Origin of the sequence: Paracoccus wurundjeri (assembly GCF_030678915.1) — a bacterium.
Classification (GTDB): Bacteria; Pseudomonadota; Alphaproteobacteria; order Rhodobacterales; family Rhodobacteraceae; genus Paracoccus; species Paracoccus onubensis_A.
The window spans coordinates 125,575-152,071 of record NZ_JAUUTZ010000007.1 but is presented as its reverse complement, the minus strand read 5'-3'; the positions used below and the strand labels follow the sequence as shown (position 1 = coordinate 152,071).

At 59.9% G+C, this 26,497-nt stretch carries 25 protein-coding genes; 10 read left to right on the top strand and 15 right to left on the bottom strand.

Features of this window, described 5'->3' with window-relative positions:
• Window positions 1-81 precede the first annotated feature (81 nt).
• The 5 genes from Q0601_RS09270 to Q0601_RS09250 all read left to right on the top strand — a co-directional run bounded on the left by Q0601_RS09270 (window position 82) and on the right by Q0601_RS09250 (window position 4,763).
• On the top strand, window positions 82-708 hold the full coding sequence (locus Q0601_RS09270; protein WP_305289401.1) for a transglycosylase SLT domain-containing protein: 627 nt from the start codon (window positions 82-84) through the stop codon (window positions 706-708).
• 57 nt (window positions 709-765) lie between these two features.
• Complete coding sequence (locus Q0601_RS09265) at window positions 766-1,590, top strand: TIGR00282 family metallophosphoesterase (protein WP_305289399.1); 825 nt, start codon at window positions 766-768, stop codon at window positions 1,588-1,590.
• A 130-nt stretch (window positions 1,591-1,720) separates the two neighbouring features.
• Window positions 1,721-3,499, top strand: a complete 1,779-nt coding sequence (locus Q0601_RS09260; RefSeq protein ID WP_305289398.1) for an SLC13 family permease — start codon at window positions 1,721-1,723, stop codon at window positions 3,497-3,499.
• A 112-nt stretch (window positions 3,500-3,611) separates the two neighbouring features.
• Window positions 3,612-3,845 (top strand): hypothetical protein, encoded by a 234-nt coding sequence (locus tag Q0601_RS09255; RefSeq protein ID WP_305289397.1) that lies wholly within the window; start codon window positions 3,612-3,614, stop codon window positions 3,843-3,845.
• Between the two features lie 174 nt (window positions 3,846-4,019).
• Window positions 4,020-4,763: a YebC/PmpR family DNA-binding transcriptional regulator gene (locus Q0601_RS09250; RefSeq protein WP_305289395.1), complete on the top strand. Its 744-nt coding sequence runs from the start codon at window positions 4,020-4,022 to the stop codon at window positions 4,761-4,763.
• A 34-nt stretch (window positions 4,764-4,797) separates the two neighbouring features.
• Here Q0601_RS09250 and Q0601_RS09245 read toward each other — a convergent pair whose 3' ends face one another.
• Window positions 4,798-5,661, bottom strand: coding sequence for a LysR family transcriptional regulator ArgP (locus tag Q0601_RS09245; protein WP_305289393.1), 864 nt, complete (start codon window positions 5,659-5,661; stop codon window positions 4,798-4,800).
• Between the two features lie 83 nt (window positions 5,662-5,744).
• On the opposite strand from Q0601_RS09245, the gene Q0601_RS09240 reads away from it, so the two are divergent.
• Window positions 5,745-6,338 carry a LysE/ArgO family amino acid transporter gene (locus tag Q0601_RS09240; protein ID WP_305289391.1) on the top strand — a complete coding sequence of 198 codons (594 nt, stop codon included), beginning with the start codon at window positions 5,745-5,747 and terminating at the stop codon, window positions 6,336-6,338.
• 3 nt (window positions 6,339-6,341) lie between these two features.
• On the opposite strand, the gene Q0601_RS09235 is transcribed toward Q0601_RS09240, so the two are convergent.
• From Q0601_RS09235 to uxaC, 9 genes are read right to left on the bottom strand one after another with little or no spacing between them, the layout of a single operon-like run.
• Window positions 6,342-7,820, bottom strand: a complete 1,479-nt coding sequence (locus Q0601_RS09235) for a UxaA family hydrolase (RefSeq protein WP_305289389.1) — start codon at window positions 7,818-7,820, stop codon at window positions 6,342-6,344.
• Window positions 7,813-9,246, bottom strand: a complete 1,434-nt coding sequence (locus tag Q0601_RS09230) for a mannitol dehydrogenase family protein (RefSeq protein ID WP_305289500.1) — start codon at window positions 9,244-9,246, stop codon at window positions 7,813-7,815. Before Q0601_RS09230 ends, Q0601_RS09235 begins: the two co-directional genes overlap by 8 nt.
• Entirely contained in the window at window positions 9,224-9,949 is a 726-nt protein-coding gene (kduD, locus tag Q0601_RS09225) for a 2-dehydro-3-deoxy-D-gluconate 5-dehydrogenase KduD (protein ID WP_305289387.1), read from the bottom strand. Before kduD ends, Q0601_RS09230 begins: the two co-directional genes overlap by 23 nt.
• Window positions 9,946-10,770 (bottom strand): 5-dehydro-4-deoxy-D-glucuronate isomerase, encoded by an 825-nt coding sequence (gene kduI / locus Q0601_RS09220; protein ID WP_305289385.1) that lies wholly within the window; start codon window positions 10,768-10,770, stop codon window positions 9,946-9,948. The genes kduD and kduI overlap by 4 nt, the downstream gene beginning before the upstream one ends.
• A 33-nt stretch (window positions 10,771-10,803) precedes the next feature.
• Window positions 10,804-11,085, bottom strand: a complete 282-nt coding sequence (locus Q0601_RS09215; RefSeq protein WP_305289383.1) for a cupin domain-containing protein — start codon at window positions 11,083-11,085, stop codon at window positions 10,804-10,806.
• The gene (locus tag Q0601_RS09210) at window positions 11,082-12,362 is read right to left on the bottom strand and encodes a TRAP transporter large permease (RefSeq protein ID WP_305289382.1); all 1,281 of its coding nucleotides are present in this window, start codon (window positions 12,360-12,362) and stop codon (window positions 11,082-11,084) included. Before Q0601_RS09210 ends, Q0601_RS09215 begins: the two co-directional genes overlap by 4 nt.
• A gap of 4 nt (window positions 12,363-12,366) precedes the next feature.
• The gene (locus tag Q0601_RS09205) at window positions 12,367-12,912 is read right to left on the bottom strand and encodes a TRAP transporter small permease (RefSeq protein ID WP_305289380.1); all 546 of its coding nucleotides are present in this window, start codon (window positions 12,910-12,912) and stop codon (window positions 12,367-12,369) included.
• 54 nt (window positions 12,913-12,966) lie between these two features.
• Complete coding sequence (locus tag Q0601_RS09200; protein ID WP_305289378.1) at window positions 12,967-13,950, bottom strand: TRAP transporter substrate-binding protein; 984 nt, start codon at window positions 13,948-13,950, stop codon at window positions 12,967-12,969.
• A gap of 24 nt (window positions 13,951-13,974) precedes the next feature.
• Entirely contained in the window at window positions 13,975-15,381 is a 1,407-nt protein-coding gene (gene uxaC / locus Q0601_RS09195) for a glucuronate isomerase (protein WP_305289376.1), read from the bottom strand.
• An 81-nt stretch (window positions 15,382-15,462) separates the two neighbouring features.
• On the opposite strand from uxaC, the gene Q0601_RS09190 reads away from it, so the two are divergent.
• Complete coding sequence (locus Q0601_RS09190; RefSeq protein ID WP_305289374.1) at window positions 15,463-16,173, top strand: GntR family transcriptional regulator; 711 nt, start codon at window positions 15,463-15,465, stop codon at window positions 16,171-16,173.
• A gap of 66 nt (window positions 16,174-16,239) precedes the next feature.
• Here Q0601_RS09190 and Q0601_RS09185 read toward each other — a convergent pair whose 3' ends face one another.
• The 4 genes from Q0601_RS09185 to Q0601_RS09170 form a co-directional block, all read right to left on the bottom strand.
• Window positions 16,240-16,875 (bottom strand): 3-oxoacid CoA-transferase subunit B, encoded by a 636-nt coding sequence (locus Q0601_RS09185; protein ID WP_305289372.1) that lies wholly within the window; start codon window positions 16,873-16,875, stop codon window positions 16,240-16,242.
• Window positions 16,872-17,540 carry a 3-oxoacid CoA-transferase subunit A gene (locus Q0601_RS09180; protein ID WP_370656110.1) on the bottom strand — a complete coding sequence of 223 codons (669 nt, stop codon included), beginning with the start codon at window positions 17,538-17,540 and terminating at the stop codon, window positions 16,872-16,874. Before Q0601_RS09180 ends, Q0601_RS09185 begins: the two co-directional genes overlap by 4 nt.
• A complete protein-coding gene (locus tag Q0601_RS09175; RefSeq protein ID WP_305289371.1) occupies window positions 17,537-19,480 on the bottom strand; it encodes a TRAP transporter permease in 1,944 nt (647 codons plus the stop codon). The genes Q0601_RS09180 and Q0601_RS09175 overlap by 4 nt, the downstream gene beginning before the upstream one ends.
• 76 nt (window positions 19,481-19,556) lie before the next feature.
• Window positions 19,557-20,681 (bottom strand): TAXI family TRAP transporter solute-binding subunit, encoded by a 1,125-nt coding sequence (locus tag Q0601_RS09170; RefSeq protein WP_305289369.1) that lies wholly within the window; start codon window positions 20,679-20,681, stop codon window positions 19,557-19,559.
• Between the two features lie 177 nt (window positions 20,682-20,858).
• On the opposite strand from Q0601_RS09170, the gene Q0601_RS09165 reads away from it, so the two are divergent.
• Window positions 20,859-21,779, top strand: a complete 921-nt coding sequence (locus Q0601_RS09165; RefSeq protein ID WP_305289367.1) for a LysR family transcriptional regulator — start codon at window positions 20,859-20,861, stop codon at window positions 21,777-21,779.
• A gap of 75 nt (window positions 21,780-21,854) precedes the next feature.
• Here Q0601_RS09165 and Q0601_RS09160 read toward each other — a convergent pair whose 3' ends face one another.
• Window positions 21,855-22,667: an IclR family transcriptional regulator gene (locus tag Q0601_RS09160; protein ID WP_305289365.1), complete on the bottom strand. Its 813-nt coding sequence runs from the start codon at window positions 22,665-22,667 to the stop codon at window positions 21,855-21,857.
• Window positions 22,668-23,193: 526 nt separating this feature from the next.
• On the opposite strand from Q0601_RS09160, the gene Q0601_RS09155 reads away from it, so the two are divergent.
• Window positions 23,194-24,384, top strand: a complete 1,191-nt coding sequence (locus Q0601_RS09155) for an acetyl-CoA C-acyltransferase (protein ID WP_305289363.1) — start codon at window positions 23,194-23,196, stop codon at window positions 24,382-24,384.
• A 21-nt stretch (window positions 24,385-24,405) separates the two neighbouring features.
• On the top strand, window positions 24,406-26,493 hold the full coding sequence (locus Q0601_RS09150; RefSeq protein WP_305289361.1) for a 3-hydroxyacyl-CoA dehydrogenase NAD-binding domain-containing protein: 2,088 nt from the start codon (window positions 24,406-24,408) through the stop codon (window positions 26,491-26,493).
• Window positions 26,494-26,497: the final 4 nt, after the last annotated feature.

The following is a 26,497-nucleotide window of genomic DNA, read 5'->3' as shown; positions in this document are numbered from 1 at the left end:
CCGATGACGGCCTCAGAAGCTTGCGCGACTTGCATTTGCCGTTAAGGCGTTTCGCAGTCGAAACTGCCTTACGGGGATTTAATGCGCTCTGTTCTTCTGCTTGCCGCTCTGGCTTTGCTTGCTGCCTGTGACATGGAAACCGGCCCTTCATCGGAAGAGCTTGCCCGACAACAGGCGCAGCGTAATCTGCTTGCGGTCAGCCCGCCGATGCGGTGGCAGCATAAGAGTGGCTCGGATGACTGGACCCGTGCGACGCTTGTGGCGCTTGAGCGTGAAGGCGTGGCGATGATGTCCCGGGTGCCGCATGATATTCAGACCTATTGCCCGAATTACGCCGAGCTTGGACGGACCGAGCGCAAGGCGTTCTGGGCCGGATTGATGTCCGCGCTTGCGAAACATGAAAGCACCTATAACCCAAGGGCGTCGGGCGGCGGCGGTCGCTGGTTGGGTCTGATGCAGATCGCTCCGGCGACGTGGCGCAGCTATGACTGCAGCGGTCATATCACCAACGGCGCCGACAATATGAGCTGCGCGGTCAAGATCATGTCGCGTCAGGTCGGACGGGACAATGCGGTGGCGCGCGACGGCAGCGGCGGATGGCGCGGTGTGGCACGCGATTGGGCGCCGATGCGCAGTGCCAGCAAACGCGCGGATATCGCCGAATGGACCAGCAGCCAAAGCTATTGCACCGCATCGGCGGAAGGCTAGGCGGGCCGCGTCGCTTCCCGCTTGAGGCGAGAAAGGCTTTGTCGTAACCACTGCGCTATGAGAATATTATTTCTTGGCGACGTTATGGGCCGCGCAGGTCGCCGCGCGATTACCGAGAGATTGTCCGGATTGCGGCAGCGGCTTGGGGCTGATTTCGTCATCGTCAACGGCGAGAATGCCAGCGGCGGGCGTGGGATTACCGCGGGTCATGCGCAATTGCTTCTGCAAGCCGGGGCGGATTGTCTGACGCTTGGCGATCATGCTTTCGATCAGAAAGATCTTCTGACCTTTGTCGAGCGTGAACCGCGCATCATCCGCCCCCTGAATCTGGCGAAAGAGGCTCCGGGCAGGGGCGCGGGTGTGTTCAGTGACGCGCGGGGACGTAAGTTGCTGGTGACGCAGGCCTTGGGTCAGGTGTTCATGTCGCGTCCCTATGATGATCCCTTCTCGGCGCTTGACGGCGTGCTGCGCGCGCATCCCCGTGGCGGGATGGTGCAGGCCGCGATCGTGGATTTCCATGCCGAGGCAACCAGCGAAAAGATGGGCGCGGGCCATTTTTGCGACGGGCGCGCCAGTCTTGTGGTCGGCACCCATACGCATGTCCCGACAGCTGATGCGCAAATCCTTCCACGCGGTACTGGCTATCTGTCGGATGCGGGAATGTGCGGCGATTATAACAGTATCATCGGCATGGAAAAGACCGAGCCTCTGCGCCGCTTCGTTACCGGCATGGCCCGTGACCGCTTCACCCCGGCCGAAGGCGAGGCGAGTCTTTGCGGCGTCATGATCGAAACCGATGATCGCAGCGGCGAATGCCGGAAAATCATGCCTGTCCGGGATGGCGGACGGCTGGAGCAGACCCACGCGAAGGCCATCGAGTGACGGTTTCTTGCTGAAATGCGCCGTCCCTGCGGCGGAAGTAGGGTTTCCATTCATCTTTACTTGCGGGCGGATCGGGTTTCCGATCAAACTACGCCCATCGTGTCGATGAGGTTTATTTTGAGAGAACTATATGTTCGGATTTGAATTGAGCGGCACAGTGGCTGCCGTTACCACGATATTTATCATTGTTGGTATGCTCACCCTTTTTATCCGCGAAGTCTATCCGCCGGAAGTTACCGCGATTCTGGGCGCAGTCGCGCTGCTTGGACTGGGAATTCTGGATATCGATAGCATTGCGGGCGTCTTGTCGAACCCGGCTCCCTGGACCATCGCCTTCATGTTCATCATCGTCGGCGGGCTGGTGCGCACGGGCGCACTCGACTGGATCGGTCAGCGTGCCGCGCGGCATGCGGGTGACCACCCGATCATGACGCTGGCACTGATCTCGGTGGTTGTCTGCGTCTTGTCGGCTTTCGTCAATAACACGCCTCTGGTTGTTGTGATGATGCCGATTTTCATGCAGCTTGCGAAAGAGATGGGAAAGTCTCCCTCCAAGCTGCTGATCCCATTGTCATACCTGTCCATTTTGGGTGGAACGATGACAATGATCGGTACATCGACAAACCTTCTGGTCGATGGTGTCGCGCGCAGCTCGGGAATGGATGCGTTCTCGATCTTCGAGATTACCCCGGTCGGCCTGCCGATGGCGATTGTTGGTGTGACCTATCTCTTGCTGGTCGCACCGCATTTGCTGCCCGACCGCAATTCCATGTCGCAACTGATGTCGGGCCGATCCAAGGCGAAGTTTTTTACCGAAGTCGCGATTCCCGAAGAATCATCTTTGATCGGCAAGGCTTTGGACGAAGTGGATATTTTCACCCGCGACACTGCCCGCGTGATCGACGTTCTTCGCGGCGATGCGTCGTTGCGCCGGGATCTGACTTCCGTCAAGCTTGAGGCCGGAGACCGCGTGGTTCTGCGTACTCCCATGTCCGAGGTGCTGGGCCTTCAAAGCCACAAGGAACTGCGCATGGTGGACAAGCTGAGCTCGGTCCAGACCTCCACGGTCGAGGTGCTGATCACGCCCGGTTGTCGCATGGTCGGGCGCAGCCTTGGCGCAATGCGGTTGCGCAGGCGCTATGGCGTCTATGTATTGGCGGCGCATCGCAGGAACCAGAATATCGGTCGTCAGCTTGACGATCTGGTCGTGCGTGTCGGCGATACCCTGCTGCTGGAGGGGGAAGCCGGGGATATCCAGCGACTGGCAAGCGATATGGAGATGGTCGAGGTGAACGTGCCAACCGATCGCGCCTATCGTCGCCGCCACGCGCCCATCGTGGTCGCGACTCTGCTTGCCGTTGTGGCGCTTTCGGCTTTCGATATCGCGCCGATCCTGCTCCTGGCATTTGTCGGCGTGGCGGTCGTCCTTGGCACTCGCTGCATCGACGCGGATGAGGCGCTCAGCTTTGTCGATGGCCGGCTGATGGCACTGATCTTTGCCATGCTTGCCGTAGGGGCCGGGCTCGAAAACTCAGGAGCGGTCGAATTGCTTGTGACGCGGATCGCGCCATGGCTGACCCAGGTTCCGCCATGGGGACTGGTGCTGTCCGTGTATCTGCTGGCGACGGTTCTGACCGAGACGGTGACGAATAACGCCGTCGCGGTGATCGTCACGCCGGTAGCGATCTCGCTGGGCAACCAGTTGGGCGTCGATCCTCGTCCTCTGGTGATTGCGGTGATGATGGGCGCCTCGGCCAGTTTCGCGACTCCGATCGGGTATCAAACCAATACGCTGGTTTATGGTCCGGGCGGTTATCGCTTTGCCGATTTCATTCGGGTAGGCGTTCCGCTGAACGTTCTGATGGCCATAACGGCAGCCATTGTTATCCCGATCTTCTGGCCGCTGTAACTTGTGCTTTCTGCAATGCTGCCATGCAGCATTGCAGCTTGTTATCATGCTGCGCCCGCACAATATTGGATGCAGGGGAGGAAACAGCTTTGTGCAACACAAGGAGTTTCCGATGGCTGGAACCGGAATTGTCGAACGTCATAACGGGCCGAATCATTCCATACTCGGCACACTGGCCACACCATTTGTCGCCTTTGGGCGTTTCATGGTCCTGCTGGCAGAATCCAATTCGAAAATGCGTGCGATGACCCGCCTCAATGAACTGTCAGATTCTGCATTGGCGGCCAGGGGCGTGACCCGCGATGCCGAGATGCGCCGGATCATGGGGATCGACGCCAATCTCTGAAATGTTTCGGACGATGTCCTGAAGCGCGTGCCCCGCGGTGCGCGCTTTGCCATATCCGCCGGTCATAGGAACATATCGCCGAAGATCTTAGGCAGCATCTTGCGATTGCCTGCCTTGCTGGACTAAAAGCGCCCAAATCTTTGCGTAAACAAGACTGACGAAGGGCGAGCGACCATGGCGGGTCATTCCAAATGGGCCAATATCCAGCATAGAAAGGGCCGGCAGGATGCCGTCCGTTCGAAGCTGTTTTCCAAGCTTTCGAAAGAGATCACCGTCGCCGCGAAGATGGGCGACCCCGATCCGGAAAAAAACCCGCGTTTGCGTCTGGCGGTTAAGGAAGCGAAGTCCAATTCGGTTCCCAAAGACGTGATCGAGCGTGCTATCAAGAAATCGCAGGGCGGGGACGCCGAGAATTACGAAGAGATCCGTTACGAGGGCTATGGCCCCAACGGGATCGCGCTTGTCGTCGAAGCGATGACCGATAACCGCAACCGCACCGCCTCGAATGTGCGCAGCTATTTCACCAAATCGGGCGGTGATCTTGGGCAGACCGGTTCCGTCTCCTTCATGTTCGACCGGGTGGGCGCGATCATGTATCCGTCATCTGCCGGGGATGCCGACACGGTGATGATGGCCGCGATCGAGGCCGGCGCGGATGATGTTCAATCCGATGAGGAAGGGCATTGGATTTATTGCGCGGATACCGATCTGAACGAGGTCTCGGCGACGCTTGAAGAAAGCCTGGGCGAAAGCGAATCCGCGAAGCTGATCTGGAAACCGCAGGCTCCGACCGAGATCACTGATCTGGAGACCGCTCAGAAACTGATGCGCCTGATCGAATCGCTGGAAGATGACGATGACGTGCAGAACGTCACCGGCAATTTCGATCTGTCCGACGAGGTTGCCGCCCAGCTTTAGGCGGTTTCTAGTTATTCATGCTCAGCAAAAGCCGTCAGGGCAGCAATGCTGTTCCGGCGGCTTTTTTTATGGCGCGGGTCAACGGCGCGAGTGCCGGGGCGGATGTTCGTGCGATTTGCCAATATAGCGGCACGTCCAGCGGCTGATCGGGAGCAAGGTCGATGACCCGGCCAGAGTTCAGATCTTCCGCGATCATCACCTCGGGATTCATGCCCCAGCCCAGTCCAAGTCGTGTCGCCTCGGCGAAGGCCTGGGAAGACGCGATCCGGTGCAGGGGCAGGGCAATCCGGCGACCGGCGATCCGTCTTGCCCATTGGTCCTGCAATCCATCCTTGCTGTTGAAGCTTAGTGCCGGCGCGCGCCCCAGGCTACCGGAATCCGGACCGTGCGGGAAATATCGGGCGATGAATTCAGGGCTGGCCGTGGCGCGATAGCGCATCCGGCCAAGCGGGATACTGTCGCAACCGCTTACCGGCCGGCTGTCGCTGGTCAGGGCGGCCATGACATGAGCGTTCCTCAGCCAGTCAAGCGCATGATCCTGATCATCGATCACCACATCCAGCAGGCCGGGGGCTGCGGTCAACGGAGGCATGGCCCAGGTTGCAAGGCTGTCGGCATTGATCGCAAGCCGGATGACGGGAATCGCGTCCGGGGTGACTTGGGTCAATCCGCGTTCCAGCAGCCGGACCTGATCGAGATGGGCGGCGAGGCGCAGCCCGGCCTTGGTCCCCTGAACCGGCGGGCCGCGATCGATCAACACGGTACCGCTGCGATCCTCAAGATTCCGGATGCGCTGCGAGATGGCCGATGGCGTGATGGATAATGCATGGGCGGCGGCTTCGAAGGAACCGCGGCGAATGATCTCGGCCAAGGCTTCGAGGGCAGGATAGTCCAGCATCAGTTTTACTTCATCAGAATAAGATATATTCGTTTTACTTAAACTCAGGCGGCATGCATCAGCAAGCCGGAAGGAGTTTCGTCATGATCTCTTATTTTGCCGGAATGGGCACGGGATTGTCGTTGATCCTGGCGATTGGCGCGCAGAATGCCTTTGTTCTGAAGCAGGGGCTGGCCCGGCGGCATGTGCTTGCGGTGTGCCTGTTCTGTGCCCTGTCGGATGCGATCCTGATCGCGGTGGGGGTGGGTGGCATGTCGATGGCCGGTGCCGGAATGCCGTGGCTGTTCGAGGCAATGCGCTGGGGCGGGGTCGCCTTTCTGCTGTGGTATGGGTTTCGGTCTTTCAGGGCTGCCATGACGGGAGGCGAGGCGCTTAGGCCCGAGGGTAAAAGCAATGGGCTGGCGGCGACGCTTGCCGCGGTTGCGGCGATCACATGGCTGAATCCGCATGTTTATCTGGATACGGTAGTCCTGCTGGGATCGATCGCATCGCAATGGCCTGATCGGGTTGCTTTTGCTTGGGGCGCAATCAGCGGCTCTTTTCTGTTCTTCTTTGCCCTGGGATACGGAGCGCGATTGCTGGCGCCGGTTTTTGCCCGGCCGCGCGCCTGGCAGTGGCTTGAGGCCGGGATCGGCTGCGTGATGTGGGGCATCGCGTTGAAACTGGCATTGGGGTAGGGGTCAGACAACTGCGCCTATCTGCCAGGGCAGGAATTCATTGTCGCCCAGGCCGAGGGTCTCGCTTTTCGTAACCTGTCCCGATGCGGTCGCAAGGATCAGCGTGACGATCTCCTGCGCTTTCTCTTCAAGACTGACGCCTTCCGACAGGATATCGCCGCAATTCAGATCCATATCGTCGCGCATGGCAAAGAACAGGCGGTCATTCGTAGCCAGCTTGATCGTCGGCGCAGGCTTGGATCCAAAGGCCGAGCCGCGCCCGGTGGTAAATACGATCAGCTGCGCACCTCCGGCGATCTGGCCGGTGGCAGAGACCGGATCATATCCGGGTGTATCCATGAAATTCAGGCCCGCTACGCGGATCGGTTCGCCATATTCCAGCACTGCTTCCAGCGGCGCTGCCCCGCCCTTGGCGACGGCGCCCAACGATTTTTCGAGGATGGTCGTCAACCCGCCGGCCTTGTTGCCGGGGCTGGGATTATTGTCCAGCGTCGCGCCGGATCGGGCGGTGTAATCTTCCCACCAGCTTATCCGTTCCAGCAGTTTATCGGCGATCGCGGGTGAGGCGGCACGATCCAGCAGCAGGCGCTCGGCCCCATAAATCTCGGGCGTTTCGGACAGGACCGGGGATGCTCCCTGTGCTGCCAGTATATCCGCGGCCAGACCAAGCGCCGGATTGGCGGTGATGCCCGAGAACCCGTCCGAGCCGCCGCATTGCAGCCCGATCTTCAGGGCGCTTGCGGGTGCGGGCGACCGTTGGGCGCGGTTGACCTTTGGCAGCAGGTCGCGGACGCGCTCCTTGATCGCGTCAATGGTGCGCCGCGTGCCGCCGTTTTCCTGAATGGTCAGTCCGTGGAAACGCGCGGCGGCACCGAGTTCTTGCTTCATCCGGGAAATCTGCATGACTTCGCAGCCCAGACCGACGAATAGCGCCGCCGCGACATTGGGATGCCCGGCATAGCCGGTCAGCACCCGCTGCAAAGCCCGCCAGCCCGGCCCGCTATCGGCCATGCCGCAGCCAGAGCCGTGGGCAAGCGCCACCACGCCATCGACATTCGGGTAATCGTCCAGAATACCCTCGAAGCGCAATTCCTCGGCAGCGTGGCGTATGGCCGTGGCCGAACAATTCACGGTCGAGACAAGCGCGATGAAATTCCGCGTCCCGACCTGTCCGCCGCCACGGTGATAACCCTGAAATTCCAATCCCCGAGAAGGGTGCCGGGTAAGCGCCTGACGGGCAATTTTCAGCCCTGCGCCAGGGGTATAGTCGCGGTCATGGCACCCGAAGCTGCAATTATGGCTGTGAACATGCGCCCCTGCCGGGATCGGTTGCGTCGCATAACCGATAATCTGCCCGTATTTCACGACGGCATCGCCGGCCGCGATATCCTGCCGCGCGATCTTGTGGCCCGCCGGGGCAATGGCTTTCCGGGTCAGGATCGCCACATTGTCAGAGGGGTTCAGGGCCAGCGTGTCAGTCATGCAGTTTTTGCACCATGGCCCGTGCGCCATCCGCCATCAATCCGGTCAGGGCAGCGGTCAGGTCGCCGGCAAAGCCCACATCTTCGCGAAGGGCGGTCGGAAAAACCGCTTCCAGCTTCAGGAAGCCCTGTACCGTCTGCGCCGGATCCTCGTGCCACAACTTTGCCAAACCGGGGGCAAGGGGGTCTTTCACCTCGATCGGCTGATCTGTCTCGTCCCGGCCAGAGACATAGCGCATCCATGCGGCGACCGCCAATGTCAGCCCGGGCACGTGCCGTCCTGCCGCCCGTGCTTCGGCGATGGTGGCAAGGATACGCTGCGGAAGTTTCTGGCTTCCATCCATCGCGATCTGCCACGTCCGATGCCGGATGGCGGGATTGGCATAGCGGTCATGCAAGGCCGTGGCATAGTCCTGCAGATCCGTGCCGGACGGCGGGGTCAGGGACGGGATGATCTCGTGCTGCCACAATGCCCTGACATAATCCGAAAAGGCGGAATCCGCCACGGTATCGGCAATCGTCTCATGCCCTGCCAGATAACCCAGATAAGCCAGCGATGAATGGGTGCCGTTCAGCATCCGCAGTTTCATATGCTCGAATGGCGTCACATCGGCGACCATCTGCACCCCGACTGCTTCCAGATCCGGGCGCGATCCGGCGAAGTGATCCTCGATCACCCATTGACGGAAGGGTTCGTGCATGACCGGGGATTCGTCGCGGATGCCGGTCAATGCTTCCAGCCTGTCCAGATCGGCAGCGCTGGTAGCGGGCACGATACGATCCACCATGGTCGAGGGGAATGCGCCCCGCATGTCTATCCATGCGGCCAGATCCGGATCGATGGCTTGGGCCAGCTCAAACACGACGCCGCGCACCACATGACCGTTTTCGGGCAGGTTGTCGCAGCACAGGACCGTGAAAGGAGGCAATCCCGATGCATGCCGCGCCTGCAGGGCCCGCACCAGAAAGCCCGGCGCGGATTTAGGCAGCGGATTGTCCAGATCATGCCGGATATCGGGATGCTCGCGATTCAGCCTGCCGGTAGAGGGCTCGTGACAATAACCCTTCTCGGTGACGGTCAGGCTGACGATCTGCACTTCGGTTGCGGTCATCGCGTCCAGCACGGCTTGTGGATTTTCCGGTGCGACCAGAACATCGCGCAGCACATCCACGATCTGCGGCTTTTCACCGCCGGGGCCAAGCTCGACAGCCGTATAGGCCCAGCCTTGCGGGCGCAGCCGGTCGCGTGTGCCGGAAGATTGCAGCGATACGCCGGTGATTCCCCAGTCTTCGCCCGAATTCTTCATCGCCTCGGCGATATAGATCGCGCCATGGGCGCGGAAAAACGCGCCAAGCCCCAGATGCACGATACGTGCCGGGGTTTGTCGGGGTTCCCGGAAGAGTTTATCTGGCAAGCCAGCCTCCATCCACATTCAGCACCGCTCCGTTGATGTAATCCGAGGCAGGCGCGGCCAGAAATACGGCTGTCTGGGCGATATCTTCGGGCTGTCCCCAGCGTCCCGCCGGGATCCGGTCAAGGATTGCCTGCGACCTTTCGGGATCGTCGCGCAATGCCTGGGTATTATTCGTCTCGATATAACCCGGAGCGATGGCATTCACGTTCAGTCCGCGCGCAGCCCATTCATTCGCCATCAGCTTTGTCAGCCCTGCAACGCCATGTTTGCTGGCGGTATAAGAGGGCACCCGGATGCCGCCCTGAAAGCTGAGCAAAGAGGCGATATTGACGATCTTGCCCCGCCCCCGGGGCAGGGCGGCGCGGGCGAAGGCCTGACAGGTGAAGAACATCGCCTTCAGATTGACGTCCATGACCTCGTCCCAGTCGGCTTCCGAGAAATCCACGGCATCCTCGCGCCGGATGATGCCCGCGTTATTGACCAGAATATCGATGGCCTCTTTCGCGAATACGTCTTTCGCGGCATGCGGATCGGAGAAATCCAGATGCAATGTCCGGCCCGATCCCATCAATGCTAGGGTTTCGTCGCAGCCCCGGCGACCCGCTGCGATCACGCTGGCCCCGGCCTGTGCCATGGCAATCGCGATGCCTTGCCCGATCCCTGTATTCGCGCCGGTCACAAGCGCGGTTCGTCCCTGCAGTGAAAACGGGCTCATCGAAGATCCTCCGGCTGAAGGAAGTCCATATCGGTGAAATCGACATTATCCCCTGCCATAGCCCAGATGAAGGTATAGCCGCCGATCCCCGCGCCGGAATGGATGGACCATGTGGGCGACACTACCGCCTGTTCGTTCGCCACAAAAAGATGCCGCGTCTCTTGCGGATCGCCCATCAGATGCAGTACCCGGGCCTCTGGTTCCATGCCCCAGTACAGATAGGCTTCCATCCGGCGGTCATGGATATGCGCGGGCATGGTGTTCCAGACCGAGCCATCCTCCAGAGTGGTATAGCCCAGTACAAGCTGGCAGCTTTCCATCACCAGCGGATGGATGAATTGCCGGATAGTGCGCTTGTTCGAGGTCTCGACCGCGCCAAGCTTGACCTCTGCCGCTTCATCCACGGTCACCAGCCGGCAAGGCAGTTCCCGATGCGCGGGGGCCGAGGTGATATAGAACCGGCCCTGACCCGAGAATGTCACCGGCCCCGAGCCCATGCCCAGATAAAGCACATCGCCCTGTGCCATGTCCCAACTTTGTCCCGCGGCCTCGACCCGGCCGGGTCCGCCGATATTGACGATGCCCATCTCGCGGCGGTGGAGGAAGTTCGGGGTTTTGGTTTCTTCGATCTTGTCCAGTGTCAGTGGTTGACCCTTCGGCACCGCGCCGCCAAGAGTAAAGCGGTCGTAATGGGTATATACCAGACGGATTTCACCATCGGCGAACAGATCTTCCGCCAGGAAATGCCGGCGCAAGCTGGCGGTGTCCATTCCCTTTGCATGTTCGGGATGGATCGCGTGGCGGGTTTCGACATGAGTCATGCAGGCTCCTGATTCAGAATGGTTTCAGCGATCTCACAGAAAATCGTCGCGGCGGGGGGTAAAGCTGTCGATCAACTCGCCCGGCTCGAGGCACAGGCAGCCATGCTCCGCCCCCGAAGGGATCACGAAGGCATCGCCCGGCCCGATTTCGAACTCGCGACCCTCCATGCTGAAGCGATAGCGGCCAGATCGCACATAGGTCGATTGCACATGCGGATGGCTGTGAAGCGCCCCTCGGTCGCCCGCCTGAAAGGCGAAGCGGACGACCATCAATTCGGGAGAATGGGCAAGAACGGTACGGATCGGATCGCTCATTTGAACACCGCCGGAAGCCAAAGGGAAAGCGCGGGAATATAAGTGACCAGCATCAGCGTCACGAAAGCGGCGCCGTAGAATGGCCAGATGGTGCGCATGGCCTGCCAGATGCTGATCTTTCCGACGGCGCAGCCCACGAACAGCACCGCTCCGACAGGGGGGGTGCAGAGGCCGATGCCCAGATTCAGGATCAGGATCACGCCGAAATGGACCGGATCGACACCGAAGGCCTGCGCCACCGGCAGGAAGATCGGGGTCGTGATCACGATCAGCGGCGACATGTCCATGAAAGTGCCGAGGATCAGCAGGATCAGATTCATCAGCAGCAGGATCACCAGCGGATTGTCCGAGATGTTCTCGAGAAAATTAACAAGCTGCGCCGGCACCTTGAGATAGGCCAGGAGCCAGCCGAAACAGGCTGCGCAACCGATAACCAGCAGCACCATCGCCGTGGTGCGCACCGCGCCCAGCGTGGCCTCGACGAATTCGCGCCAGGGCAGGCTGCGATAAACCAGTGCCGTAATCAGCAGGGCATAGACCACCGCGATATTCGCGCTTTCCGATGCCGTAAAGAGACCTGAACGCACCCCGCCGAAGATGATCGCCACCAGAATCAGACCCGGCATGGCCGAGACGAACAATGTGCCCATGATGCGAAAACCGGGGAAAGGTTCGGTCGGATAGCCTTTTTTCCGCGCGACATACCAAGCGGCAACCATCAATGTGAGGGCAAGGAGCAGGCCCGGTATGATACCGGCAGTGAACAGATCGGCGATGGACAGACGGCCGCCGGCGGCGATGGAATAGATGATCATGTTATGAGATGGCGGGATCATCAATGCGATGGTCGAGCCGACAACCGTGATATTCACGGCATAATCAACATCATATCCGCGTTTCTTCATTTGCGGAACCATCAGGCCGCCGACTGCGCTCGCATCCGCTGCGGCAGAGCCCGAGACGCCGCCGAACATTACGGAGGCGAGGATATTCACCTGTCCCAACCCGCCGCGCATATGACCGACGAAACTGCCCGCAAGCGCGACCAGGCGTCGGGCGATATCGCCGCGGACCATCAGGTCGCCTGAATAGATGAAGAACGGAATGGCCATCAGTGCGAAAACCGAGATGCCCGAATTGAGCCGCTGGAACACCACCACCGGCGGCAGACCCAGATAGACCACGGTAAAGAAACTTGACGCGCCAAGGCAGAAGGCGACCGGTGTGCCGATCAGCAAAAGCAGCGTAAAACTGCCGAAAAGTATCCAATATTCCATCGGTTCAGTCTCCGCTATGCATCATCCCGGTTTCCGGCTCGTCGGTGTCGCCGAACCGGAGGGTCCGCAGCCCTGCGGCACGGCGAAGGATGCGTTCGACCGAGAACAGGATCAGCAATGCCCCTCCACCGACCAGCGGCGCGAAATTCCACATGCGCGAGATGCCCAATCCGGCAATATCCCCATTCGCCGCCTTCGCAGCGAGTTGCCAGCCGAACCAGACCATGCCGAAACCGAAGGAGGTCACCACCAGATCAGAGAGGCTGTGGAACCACGGTGTCCAGCTTTTGGGCATGATCATCAGGCCAACGTCGAAAGACAGATGATATCCCTCTTTCACTCCGACCGCCGCGCCCAGCAAGATGAACCAGCCCATCAGCATCACGCTTGCGGGCTCGGCCCAGAACAGGCTGCTGCCGAGCAGGTACCGGAAACAGACCTGAGCGAAGACGAAAGCCGTCATCAATATCAAGCCGATACCCGCAACCCACAATCCGGCGCGGGCAATCACGCCGGTCCATCCGGCCAGTTTCACCAATGCGTCACGCATATCCCCTCCAATCAAGCGAACCCGCCCGCGGGATGACCAGCGGGCGGGATATAATTACTCGGTTTCCTGAATGCGTTTGACCAAATCCTGCGCCTCGGGCGTGGTCACGTATTTCTCGTAAACGGGGGCCATGGCATCAATGAAAGGGGTCTTGTCGATTTCCTTGACGATCTCGGCCCCGGCCTCGACCACCTTGGCCTCCGATGCCGCTTCCTGCTCGGCCCAAAGCTTGCGTTCCAGCACCGCCGAATTCTGCGCCGCTTCGCGCATGATTTCCTGATCTTCGGGGGAGAGATTATCCCATGCGATTGTGGAAACGGCCACGACTTCGGGAACCATCAGATGCTGGTCCAGCGTGAAATACTTGGCTACTTCGTTATGCCCGGCGCTGTCATAGCTTGGGAAGTTGTTTTCGGCGCCATCGATCACACCGGTCTGGATCGCCGAGTAAACCTCGCCATAGGGCATGGGGGTTGCGTTGGCGCCCAGCGCGTCCATCATATCGACGAAGACGTCATTTTCCATGACCCGGAATTTCAGCCCCGCCAGATCCTCAAGCGTCTCGATGGGTTTCTGAGAGTTGTAGAAACTGCGCGAGCCGCCGTCGTAATAGGCAAGCGCGACCAGATCATGCTCGGCGAAGGCCTCGGCCAGTTCGTCGCCGATGGGGCCATCCATGACCTTATACATATGTTCCTGATTGCGGAACAGATATGGCAGGGAAAAGAGCTGCGTTTCCGGTACGATATCATTGAACGTGCCAAATGAGGCGCGGACCATGTCGATCACGCCGAACTGGGTCTGCTCGATCGTGTCCTTCTCTTCACCAAGCTGGGACGAAGGGAAAACCTCGATACATATCCGGCCTTCGGTCTTTTCCTTGACCTCTTCGGCCATGGCCTTCACGCCTTCGACCGTCGGATAGCCATCGGGATGGGTATCGGATGACCGTAATGTGGTTTCGCATTCGGCTGCCGCCGCCGTCGCCAATGCGGCCGACGCCAGCAGCCCGGCCAGAGTTGTCGTCACGAACTTCATTCTTTTTTCCTCCCAGTCAGAAGCTCAAAGTTTATAGGCCCGTTTGGCGAGCCCATATGTCAGGTCATGCGCGATCTCATGCGCCTCGTCCTCGGCCAGCCGGCCGGTCGTGATCAGTGTCGCGAGATAAGCGCAGTCCACTCGCCGGGCGACATCGTGCCGGGCGGGTATCGAACAGAAGGCGCGGGTGTCGTCGTTGAAACCGACCGTGTTATAGAAACCCGCCGTCTCTGTCGTCATTTCGCGAAAGCGGCGCATCCCCTCGGCACTGTCGAAGAACCACCATGCCGGGCCAAGCCGCAGGCAGGGATAGACCCCGGCCAGAGGCGCCAGTTCACGTGCGTAAGAGCTTTCGTCCAGCGTGAACAGGACCACAGTCAGATCTGGCCGCATTCCGACCGCGTTCAATAGCGGGCGCAGCGCAGTGACGTAATCGGTGCGGCCCGGAATGTCGAAACCCTTGTCGCGCCCGAACGTCGCCATCACCTGATCCGAGTGGTTGCGCCGCGAGCCGGGATGGATTTGCAGCACCAACCCGTCTTCAAGACTCATCCGCGCCATCTCGGTCAGCATATGTCCCCGGAATGTATCGGCTTCCTCGGATGAACATTCCCCGCGCAGCGCCTTTTGAAACAAGGCCGCCGCGTCTGCCTGCGGCAAATCCTCGGTCCGGGCGGTCGGGTGGCCGTGATCGGACGAGGTTGCCCCAAATTCCTTGAAATAGGCGCGGCGGGCCCGGTGCGCATCCAGATAGCCGCCCCATTTGGCAGTATCAAAGCCGGTCTGCTGCCCCATCAGGGCGATGTTTTCTGCGAAACCGTCCATTTCGGGATCGATCACGCCATCTGGACGATAAGCAGTGATCACCCGCCCATCCCAATCAGAGTCCCTGATCATCCGGTGCCAGCGAAGATCGTCGGTGGCGGCCTCGGTCGTTGCGATCGCCTCGATCCCGAAACGGCGATACAACGCGCGGGGGCGGTATTCCGGTGCGGCCAGGCATTCCGCGATATGGTCGTAATACCAGTCTGCGGTTTCCGCGCTTAACTTCCGGTCGATGCCGAAGACATGTTGAAACGAATGATCCAGCCACATCCGTGAAGGCGTTCCCCGGAACAGGTGGTAATGGCTGGCGAAAAGCCGCCATATCTTGCGCCCATCCGTTTCGGTCGCGCCGCCATCGGCGCGGGGAACGCCCAGATCGGTCAACGCGACACCCTGCGAACACAGCATGCGGAAGACATAGTGATCCGGTGTCACGAAAAGTTGGGCGGGGTCGGGAAAAGCCGAGTCCTCGGCATACCAGCGGGGATCGGTATGGCCATGCGGGCTGATGATCGGCAAGTCATGGATCCCGGCGTAAAGGGCTTTCGCCACGTCACGGGCGCGGGCCTCTGCCGGGAATAACCGATCCTCGTCAAGCAATGCCATATGTCCCCTCCCGACTCGCTTGCTCTTTTGCTGGTCATCTAATATGCTAGTTTACAAGAAAGGTCAACTGGAGCCGTTTGCATGCCGATACAAAAGACTTCGCCCCGCCCAGTTTTGCCGGCACTTGATGAGATGCGCCCGCCTACGGTGACGGATCAGGTTTTCGAACAGCTTTACAAACGGGTGATCGACCTGACCCTGCCGCCCGGCAGCAAATTGTCCGAGGCAGAGGTTGCGGCGACGATGGGAGTCTCGCGGCAGCCGGTCCGGGATGCCTTCTACCGGTTGTCTCAGCAGGGCTTCATCGAAATTCGTCCGCAACGCGCCACTGTGGTTACGGCGATTTCGGAAGAGGCGATCCTGCAGGCGCAATTCATCCGGCTGGCGCTTGAAACGGCCTGCCTGCGCAAGGCTGTCGAGCGGCTGACAAGCGAACATCTGGCGGCCCTTGATGAACTGGTGGAGCGTCAGGCAGAGGCAGTCGCAGGGGACAAGCGCGCCGAATTCCACGCGCTTGATGATCAGTTCCATCACGACATCTGCGATTATTCCGGGTTGGAATTCGCGTGGACCCTGATCAAGGAAACCAAGGGGCATATGGACCGGGCGCGCTATCTTTCGCTGTCATTCGGTGCGGCGCGGGCCTTGGCCGAGCATCGTGACATCATGCGAGCGCTTCATGCCCGTGATGCCGAAAGGGCCGTTATCGCCTGCGAAAAACATCTTGCCCGGATTGCCGAGATCTTTCCCCGACTACGCGCCGATAACCCCAATGCATTCGGGCGCGATTGATCATCCCCCGGAAGTAGCGGTCAGCAAGCCGCATCGGTCATGCGTTTAAAGATATGTCGAAGCGCGTCAGGTCAGGATGCGGGCTTCAGTCACGGCCTGAACTTCTTCAAGGCTGTTTCCCTCGGCCAGATCGATCAGTTTGAACCCTTCGGGTGTCACTTCGAGGACGCAGAGATCCGTATAGACGCGGGTCAGAACCCCGGCGCCGGTCAGCGGATAAGTGCAGCGCTTCAGCACTTTGGGCGCACCATCGCGCGAGTTGTGGCGCATCAATGCATAGATCTGCGGCACACCCGCCACGAGATCCATCGCTCCGCCGACGGCAGGCGGAAAATTCTGTTCAAGCGTCGCCCAGTTCGCCAGATCGCCATTCTCGGCCACCTGATACGCGCCCAGTACCGCGATACTGAGATGATTACCCCGCATCATGGCGAATGAAAGCGTATGATCGAACAGGGATGCTCCCGGAACCATCGTCACCAGTTTCTTGCTGGCATTGATTAGTTCGGGATCTTCCTGTTCCGTTCGTGGCACAGGACCGACGCCCAGCAGACCATTTTCGGTGTGATACATCACTTCGCGGCCGGCAGGGACAAAATGCGCGACCCGGTTTGGCAGGCCGATCCCCAGATTGACATAAGCGCCGTCCGGAATGTCCTGGGCGAGCCGCGCCGCCATGCCATTTTCGTCAAGCGGTTTCATGGCCTTACCCCAAATTCCACTACGCTGTTCACGAAAATCCCCGGTGTGATCACAGATTCCGGTTCCAGCGGTTCGTCGGCCAGAATGCGTACCTCGGCGATGGTATGCTTTGCGGCCATGGCCATCACCGGATTGAAGTTTCGCGCAGTAGCGTGATAGCGCAGATTGCCCCAGCGATCCGCCTGTTCGGCACGAATGAGGGCGAAATCGGCGGGCAGCGGCTTTTCAAACACATATCCGACCCCGTCGATGACCCGCGTTTCCTTGCCTTCCGCAAGCAAGGTGCCGTAAGCGGTCGGGGTGAAGAAACCGCCTATGCCGGAACCTGCGGCGCGGATCCGTTCGGCCAGCGTTCCTTGCGGCACGACTTCGAGTTCGATCAGGCCCTCTTCGTAACGTTTCTCGAACCAGACCGAACCGGGCGAGCGCGGATAAGAACAGATCACCCTGCTTACGCGGTTTTCCCGCAGAAGCAGGGCAAGGGCATCCTCTCCGGTTCCGGCGTTATTGGCGATGATCGTCAGATCCCGCGTGCCGTGATCCAGCAATGCGGCCAAAAGGCCAAAAGGAATGCCCGAAGTTCCGAACCCGCCAACCATGATCACCGCGCCATCGAAGATCGGCGCGACAGCCGTGGCCAGATCGCTGACCCTTTTGTCGATCATGAAGTCGTTCCCCGGTTGTTGCGCAGAAGGAGAAGATGTGTGGCATAGACACACAGGATTAACGCCAGCCCGATCAGATCCGAATAGAATTCGGGGATGATCGCCATCATTCCTGCTATGCCCATCAGGACCCGGCTGAGAAGATTGGCCGGGCCGATCCCGTAGAGGTAACCCTCGAAAGCGGATGTCAACGCCCAGAGGGCTCCTGCAGCGATCAGGAAGGATCGCATGATGTCAAATATGGAACCGTTAAAGATCAGCCCGTTATCATGGATGAAGATGAAAGGTAGCACGAATAGCGCGCCGCCAAGCCGCATCGAATAGAGTCCCGTCTTCATCGGGTTGGCTCCTGCCAGATTGGCTGCCGTGATGGATGCCAGCGCTACAGGCGGGGTGATGTAGGACAGCATCCCCCAATACAGGATGAACAGGTGGCTGGCCAACGGATTCAAACCCGCCTCTATGAGCGCTGGCGCAAGCAGGATGGACAGGAAGATGTAACAGGCGCTTACCGTCATCCCCATCCCCAGAACGAAGCTGGTCACGGCGCCGGCAATGAGCATCAGAGGCACGTTGTTCCCGGCGTAAAGCAGCAACTCGCGCGAGAATGCACCGGCGACGCCGGTATAGGACAGCCCGCCAACAACCAGGCCGATCCCGGCGAGAATGGCGACGAGCGAGGCGATGTTGCTGGCCGTATCCACCAGCAGCGCCTTTGCTCGTTCAAGATCCAGCCGGGTTTCGCCACGCAATGCAGTCGTGACAAGCAAGACGACGGAAGCGGCATAGGGTGAATATGTCTCAAGCCGCAGCACCATCAGTACGAAGATCAGCACGAACAGGCACAAAAGATAAGGCCAGCCATCCAGCAGGACTTTCCCAAGAGGGCGAAGATCGGAACTCGGCAAACCTTTCAACCCTTTGCGTGCGGCGAACATATCGACCTGAAACAGCAGCGCGATATAGAACAGCAGTGCCGGCAGGAACGCAGCGGCGACGACGTCGGCATAGGGCACGCCCAGAAATGACGCCATGATGAAGGCGACGGTTCCCATCACTGGCGGCATCAGTGTCGCCCCGGTGGAGGCGCAACTTTCGATCGCGGCGGCATAGGTTGCCGGATAGCCGACCTTCTTCATGGTCGGAATCGAGAACGGCCCGCTTGTCAGGATATTCGAGATCACGCTGCCCGATAGTGATCCAAGTATCCCGCTGCCCAGAACCGCGACCTTGGCCGGTCCGCCGCGGCTACGCCCCAGAAGTGCAGTCGCCAGATCCATGAAAAAATCCGCGCCTTTCGTCGCGGTCAGGACAGAGCCGAAGATGACGAAGCCGATCACCAGTTCGGCAACGACCTGCATCGGTATGCCGATAATGCTCTCGACGCCAAGAACATGGATCCGGACTGTTTCCGTGAACGAGAAGGAAGTGCCCCACAGGAATCCGGGCATGTAATCGGCAAATAGCGGGTAGGAGCCAAACAGCAATGCGGTTCCCAGAAGCAGCGGCCCACCCCCGCGCCTGACTCCCTCAAGTGTGGCAAGCAGGACCATGCCGGCGGCGAGATTCGCCTCGGTGGGCGCCGAGAATTCCCAACCCTGCTGGATGATATCGATGCCATGCAGGCCCAGATAGCCGCAGGCGATCAATGTCAGGGCTGACAGAACCCAGTCAAACCAATCCACCCTTCGCGAGGCAGAGCGTCGTGCCGGGATGGTGATGAAGGCGATGGCAAGAAAGATGCCGATCAGGTAATAGAGATAAGAGTTTCCAAGCGGTTGAAAGCCAAACAGATTCAGCAGGAATACCTGATTGATCGCAAGCAGCAGTCCCGCCGCTCCGAGAATATAGACAGCAATCGCGGCTGTGCCCGAAATGCGGGATGTATCAAAGCCGGGCACCGGCGGCGCGCCGGTTGCATCTGGATCGGTCTGGTCCATGCAGAAACTTCCTTGATATCGAGAATGCCGGGCCAAGCGCGAAAAAGGGAATGGCCCGGCTGGTCAATGGCGCATCCTATGAGTCCAGAGATTCAAGAACTTCCTGCTGCTTTTCCTTCCATTTTGCTGAAAATTCCTCGGAGGGCAGGTCTTCATTGGCGGGTTTGAATTCTTCCCACGCGGCAAGCATCGCATCCAGCCGCATGACGCGCTTCTGGTTCCATGCCTCTGCCTCGTCGGTCCAGATTCCCTTTTCCTTCAGATAACGGATTGCGCCCTCGTGGAATGGGACATCTGCCGGGGGCTGGCCGGATTGCTCCAGAGCCCAGCGGGTCATCGTGGCGGTGCCGTCCTTGTAAAGGTCAAAGGTCTCGTCCAGGGCCTTGACGAAGGCATAGACCTCATCCGCGGATTTATCCGCCTTTGTGGCAATGACCGGGTAACGATATGCGGCCATCGCTACCGTTTCGCCATCTGATAGTCCCGCCGCGATATCCTCTTCGAATGGCGACATGATCGGCAGGACGGCGTCCAGCGCCGCCCAACCTTCCTTGTTATCGGCATCAAGCGGAATCCAGCGGATACCGCGCGGAGATTCCGCCAGTTCATAAAGCTGGCTCGTTGTCGGGGTCGTGCAGGTGAAATCCGCTTCGTTCTTCGTCATCGATGACATGGCGGCGGCATAGGTGGGAAACATCACCACCTCGACATCGTCGGTCGTCAATCCGCCGAAAGCGAGAATCGCTTCGCATTTGAGATTGACCGAAGGGTTGCCGACCACGAATGCCGCGCGCTTGCCCTTGGCATCCGCAACCTGCTCGATTCCCGCATCCGCCGCCGTGACCATGGCGAATGACGCGGGCCGCCCGGCAATCGCGCGCAGATCCTGTGGCCCCCATTCCGGTGTTGAGAAGTCGAATTCGCCTTCGGAGACGAAGAAAGATTCGGTTGCGAGGAAACCGTAATCGGCGCGTCCGGTCAGGACGGGCTGCAAACGGCCGACGGATGACCCCGATGGCTGAATCCGGATCTTGACGCCGAATTTCTTGCCGAATGCATCCGCAATCGCCGAAGCTTCGGCATATCCGGCAGAGCCGACATCATAGGCCGACCAGATCATTGTTTTTGGCAGTTCCTGTGCCGCGGCCGGCACAATTCCAAGTGCCAATGCGGTCACCCCCAGAAATCTGGTGATAATCATGGTATTCCTCCCCCATTGTTTTTCAGGCGTCGTTTTGTCGTTCAGGCATTTGCCCTGCGCCCATGGTTTGCCGCGCTCCTCCTCAGTCGGCGGCTCATACAGTATTGCGCAGTTTTGTCGCATTCGGGCCATATTTCAAATGCATTGAGGATCTATCAGCGATAGCATGGCGGCATCATGGAATTGCGTCAGCTTCGAAATTTTGTCCGTATCTGCCGAATGCGCAGCATCACCGCAGCTGCCGAGCGGTTGAATATCGCCCAACCGGCGCTGAGTCGGCAGGTTCAGGCGCTTGAAGAGGAACTGGGCGTGGCTCTTCTGCGTCGTCACGGCCGCGGTGTCGAGCCGACCGAGCAGGGAGAACGGCTTCTGGCGCGGGCCGAACGGTTGTTGGCCGATGCCGACGGTATCCTGCGCGACCTGCCCGGCAATGACGGAGAACTGCGCGGCACATTGACGCTTGGCCTTCCTCCGGTCGTGGCAGAGATACTGGCCGAGCCGCTGATAGCGCATTTCATCTCGCGTTATCCGCATGTCCGGCTGCGGATCGCTTCGGGATTTACCGGCCATGTGAAGGAATGGCTGCAACGCGGCACGATCGATCTGGGCATCACCTACGAGATGGGCCCCGTCAATGATCGCCACGCGCGGCCACTGGTCTACGAACAGCTTTACCTGCTGTGTCCGGCTGTACCCGAAGGCATATCGGCCCCGATTACGTTCAGCGAAGCTTTTGCACAGCCGCTGATCTTGACCACGCCGGCCCATAGTCTGCGCCGATTGCTGGAAGCGGCGGCTGCGCAACAGGGGATCACTCCCGATGTCGTGCTTGAGGTCGATATCGTGCAGGTCATGCTCAGCCTGGTGCGGCAGGGCCATGGGAATACCATTCTGTCGCGTGCCGCGTTCCGGAAGATGCAGGAAAGCAACGAAATCATCGCCCGTCCGATCATCTCGCCCGAATTGGGACGGAACGTCGTTCTGTGGACGCCCGAACGCTATGGTGAAAGCATGCTTATCAAGCGGTTTGCAGAGACATTGATCAGTCAGGTGAAACAGCTGGTGGATTCGGGTGTCTGGGATGCCCGTTGGCTTTGACATGCCTGCACTGCTGCGGCGCAGATCTCCGGGGCAGCGTGGCGCAGTATCATTGTCGTCTGGCCGGGGCATGGATCACATCGCCTGCCGCGACCCTGTCCCGCCCAGCCTTTCGACGGCTTTCAGTAGCGCGGGGCCATAATCCCGGTGGAGTTCTTCCGGAGTAACAAGAAATGACGGGCCGCCAACATTCAATCCGTATACGCTTGTGCCGTCCAGTGACCGCAATGGCGCCGCGATCCCGGTGATTTCAGCCCGCCAATCGCCAAAACCTGTGCAATAGCCATAGGTTTCGTAATCCTGCAGCAGCGTGCGAAGACTATGTTCCATCCGCTCGCGCTGTTCGGGAAATTCGGCGATCGCCTCTGCCAGCGCCTCTTCCCGCCCGGCTTCATCCATGCTTGCGATAATGGCGCGTCCGATGGCCGAGTAGAACAGAGGCAGCCTTGCGCCGACATTCAGCGACAGGGCAACCGCCTGTTGCGAGCGTTTGACGGCAAGATAGATGGCCCTGTTCCGGCTGCGCTCGGCCAGGGCAATCGTGACATAGGGATTGGGCCCGTTCGCAAGCCTGTCCATATCCGGGCCCGCTCGGTCGGAAAGGTCGGTGGCGGCAAGGGCGCTGAATCCCAGCTGAAGCACCTGCGCCCCAAGGCGATATTCGCCGCTTGAATCGTCCCGCCGCAGATGACCGGTCCGGGTCAGCGTATAGGTCAGGCGCGATACCGTGGGTTTTGCCAGACCGGTGCGTGCCGCGATTTCGTGATTGGACAGATAGCGATCACTGGCACGAAAGCACCCAAGAATATCAAGCCCCCGCGCCAATGCACTGACGAATTGCCGGTCGGAGGATTCGTCCTCATCCAAGTGGTCTGTTATTCGGGTCATCTTGTTCTCGGGCGATATTTACACCGCTTCCGTTCTTCGTTGCTGAGATAAGGTCAACATGGGAGATTAACCTTAAGGGGGTGGTTCGAGTTCTGGTGATCTCTGTCAATCTTGGCAGGGTTTCCAGGGTGATCGGGGCGGTGCTTGGTGATTTGACTGATCTCTACAGTCTTTAGCACGGCGCGATGAATTTCAAGGTGTTTCGTATGACGAACGAATATTCTGCATTGCGGTACAATTGACTCGGTATGCCCCATTCAGTAATCGTTCGCTATGCGAAATGAAAGTTCGCATATATCTCGTGACAGGCCGGTCCGAAAACTGCGGGAAGAGAGTATGACTAACATCGAAGGGGTTCCTGCCAGTGCCGGAGTTACAGGTTGCAGATCTTCGGCGCGGTTCTGATCGATGGCCGGCACCCTGATATTCTGATCCCTGCATAAGGGGATCATGGCGGGCATGGTACCCAGGAACAGACGGTCGAAGCATTTCAGGGCGGAACAAGACAGGAAGGAGTGGGACGACCATGCTTGAAGGGTATATTTACGATGGGCTGCGCAGCCCTTTCGGGCGCCATGCGGGTGCTTTGGCCGGAATTCGCCCCGACGATCTGGCCGCAACGGTAATCCGCGCTCTTGTCGAGCGTTCGGATCTGCCCGTCGACCAGATCGAGGACGTCATTCTTGGCAATGTCTGCCAGTCCGGCGAGGACAGCCGCAATGTGGGACGATTCTCGGGCCTTCTCGGCGGTGTCCGGATGGAGGCGGGCGGGTTGACCGTCAACCGGCTTTGCGGCTCGGGCATGTCTGCGGCTCTGGACGCGGCACGGTCGATTACCTTGGGCGAGGCCGGGTTATATTTGGCGGGTGGGACCGAAAGCATGACGCGCGCGCCTTTCGTGATCGGTAAATCGCCAAGCGCATGGGGTCGTCAGGCACAGATGTATGATTCGACGATCGGCACGCGTTTCCCCAACAAGGCGTTCGCCAAGCAATTCGGCGATTTCGCGATGCCGGAAACTGCGGATAATCTGGCGGCCGATTATGAGATTGGCCGCGAGCCATGTGACGCTTTCGCCTATGCGAGCCAGCAGAGATACGAGGCGGCGCGGGCGGATGGTTTTTTCAGGGATGAGATCCTGCCCATCGAGATCCCGGGCCGGAAAGGAGCGGTGACGGTGGTCGATGCGGACGAGCATCCGCGACCGGATGCCTCGCTGGAAAAGATGGCCTCGATGAAGCCGCTTTATGAAGGCGGGGTCGTGACAGCGGCGAATGCCTCTGGCGTCAATGACGGGGCAGCCGCGCTGCTGATCGGCGCGAAGAATTTGGGTCCACGGCCGCGCGCGCGGATCGTTTCGGGCGCGATTGCCGGTGTGCCGCCGCGGATCATGGGGATCGGGCCGGGATTTGCGGTACCCAAGGCGCTTGAGCGCGCGGGGCTGACCATGAAGGACATGGACCTGATCGAGATTAACGAAGCCTTTGCCTCCCAGGTGCTGGCCTGCTGCAAACAACTGGAACTCGATCCGAACGACAGCCGCCTGAACCCCAATGGCGGCGCGATTGCGGTGGGTCATCCGCTGGGTGCCTCGGGTGCGCGGATCGTCCTGACCGCGATGCGGCAGCTGGAGCGCATGGGCGGACGCTATGCCTGCCTGTCGATGTGTATCGGCGTGGGGCAGGGGATCGCCATGGTCATCGAGCGGGTTGGCTGAAACAGCGGAACGGAGGGAATGATGAGTCAGAATGAATCACCGGTGAAGGTCGAGACAGAGGGCGAGATCGGCCTGATCGGCCTGAACAATCCGCCCGTAAACGCACTTGGTGCGGCCGTCCGGCAAGGGCTTGTCGATGCGGTTGCGCAACTGACGGAAGATGCATCGGTCAGGGTTATTGCGATTTATGGCGAGGGTCGGGCGCTGTCGGCTGGCGCCGATATCCGCGAATTCGGCAAGACCCCGATAGAACCCTCGCTGCCCGACGTGCTGAATGTCGTCGAGGCCAGCGAAAAGCCGGTGGTGGCGGTTGTGCACGGCACGACATTCGGCGGCGGACTGGAGCTTGCTCTTGCCTCGCATGCCCGGATTGGTTTGCCGGGAGGGCGTGTCGGATTGCCCGAGGTGACATTGGGCATCCTGCCCGGTGCGGGCGGGACGCAGCGCCTGCCACGCCTGATCCCGCTACAGGACGCCATCGAGATCATCAGCACGGGCCGCCATCTGCCGATATCCGAGGCGCATGAATTGGGCATTCTGGACCGGATGGAAGAAGGTCAACCGCGTGAGACGGCCCTGGCTGCCGCGCAGGCTGTACTGGCGGGAGAGCTGAAAACCCGCCGGACAGGCGAGATTTCCGTGAACCCGGATTCTGCGGTGATCGACGCTGCGCTTGAGAAACTGCGCAGCAGGCGCCCGGCGCTCGAAGCTCCGATCAAGGCGGTGCAGGCGATCGGACATGCGGGCAAACCCATTGCCGAGGGGCTGAAGGCCGAGCGGGCGCTGTTCATGGAACTGATGGCGAGCCCCGACCGTCAGGGGCTGATCCATGCATTCAATGCCGAGCGGGCGGTCAAACATATCCCCGAGGCCGGCACGCCCCCCCGGGAGATCGCGAGCGCCGGTGTTATCGGCGGAGGCACGATGGGCGTGGGGATCGCGACTGCGCTGGTGACGGCCGGTATTCCGGTCACGCTGATCGAAATGGCGCAGGACCGTGCCGATTCCGCCAAGACCGCGATCACCAGAAATCTTGACGGTGCGGTTAAACGCGGCAAATTGTCTGCCGAGGCCCGCGACGGGGCCGCAGCGGCTTTGACCGCAACGACGGAGCTGGAAAGCCTCGCACAGGTCGATCTGGTCATCGAAGCGGTTTTCGAGGATATCGGCGTCAAGAAAGAGATATTCGGCAAGCTGGACAGGATTTGCAAAGCCGGGGCGGTTCTGGGTACGAATACATCTTATCTGGATGTGAACGACATCGCCGCCGTCACATCGCGCCCGCAGGATGTGATCGGACTGCATTTCTTCTCGCCCGCGCATGTCATGCGTTTGCTGGAGGTGGTGGTGGGCGACAAGACCGCGCCCGAGATCGTCGCGACCGCCTGGGCTTTGGCCGCAAGGATGAAGAAGGTGGCGGTTCGCTCGGGCGTCTGCGACGGGTTCATCGGCAATCGCGTTCTGGCGCATTACCGGAAAGCCGCCGATTATATGATGCTTGACGGTGCATCATTCCAGCAGATCGACCATGCGCTCGAGGATTTCGGATTTGCCATGGGGCCATTTGCCGTCGCCGATCTGGCCGGAATGGACATCGGCTGGGCGACGCGGAAACGCAAGGCGCCGACCCGCCCGCCCGAAGAACGCTATGTCAGGATTGCCGACCGCATTTGCGAGCAGGGTTGGTTCGGGCGCAAGACCGGGAAAGGCTATTATCTCTATGACGATCCCGGCAATCGCACACCGAATCCGGATGTCGTGAAGATCGTCGAGAGCGAGCGGGCAGAGCAAGGGATCACATCCCGCGAATTCAGCGACGAAGAGATCGTGGCCCGCTACATGGCGGCGATGATTTCCGAGGCCGCCCGCGTCGTCAAGGAGGGCATTGCCCAGCGGCCCATCGATGTCGATGCGGTGTTCCTGTTCGGCTATGGTTTCCCCCGCCATCGAGGCGGACCACTTAATTATGCCGATCAGATCGGCGCGGCGGAACTGGTCAGGCGGATCGAGGAATATGCGAGTGAGGACTCCCATTACTGGCAGGTCCCTGCGCTTTTGCGGGACCTGGCTGAAACGGGTCGCAGCTTCGCCGATCTGAACAGGGAATAAGCCA